The following is a 236-nucleotide window of genomic DNA, read 5'->3' as shown; positions in this document are numbered from 1 at the left end:
ATAAAGACCTTGCTGAGTCGCCAGCCAAACATAACCATAACGGTCAAAACTAATGTCTTGAATCGTCGCATTAGCTAAGCCATCTTTGGCGTTAAAGACTCGCTGAACAATGTCTGCACTGCACGCAGGCAATACAGTAAATAAAGACAATATAAAACAGCCTAGGCTCACCAATACTGCTCTGGTCATAAATTCAGTTTATCCTTTACGTGATCAAATGCAGGCAAGCCCCACAC

Annotated in this window: 1 protein-coding gene; it reads right to left on the bottom strand. The window is 42.8% G+C overall.

The genetic code is table 11. The annotated features are described in order from the left end of the window. Positions 1-189: hypothetical protein (locus AAEY88_RS15455; protein ID WP_350563801.1), on the bottom strand; the 189-nt coding region annotated here is incomplete at its 3' end. Positions 190-236 lie beyond the last annotated feature (47 nt).

This window comes from Psychrobacter sp. CAL346-MNA-CIBAN-0220, from assembly GCF_040309805.1.
Taxonomy (GTDB): Bacteria; Pseudomonadota; Gammaproteobacteria; order Pseudomonadales; family Moraxellaceae; genus Psychrobacter.
This window is presented reverse-complemented; position numbering and strand designations above follow the sequence as displayed.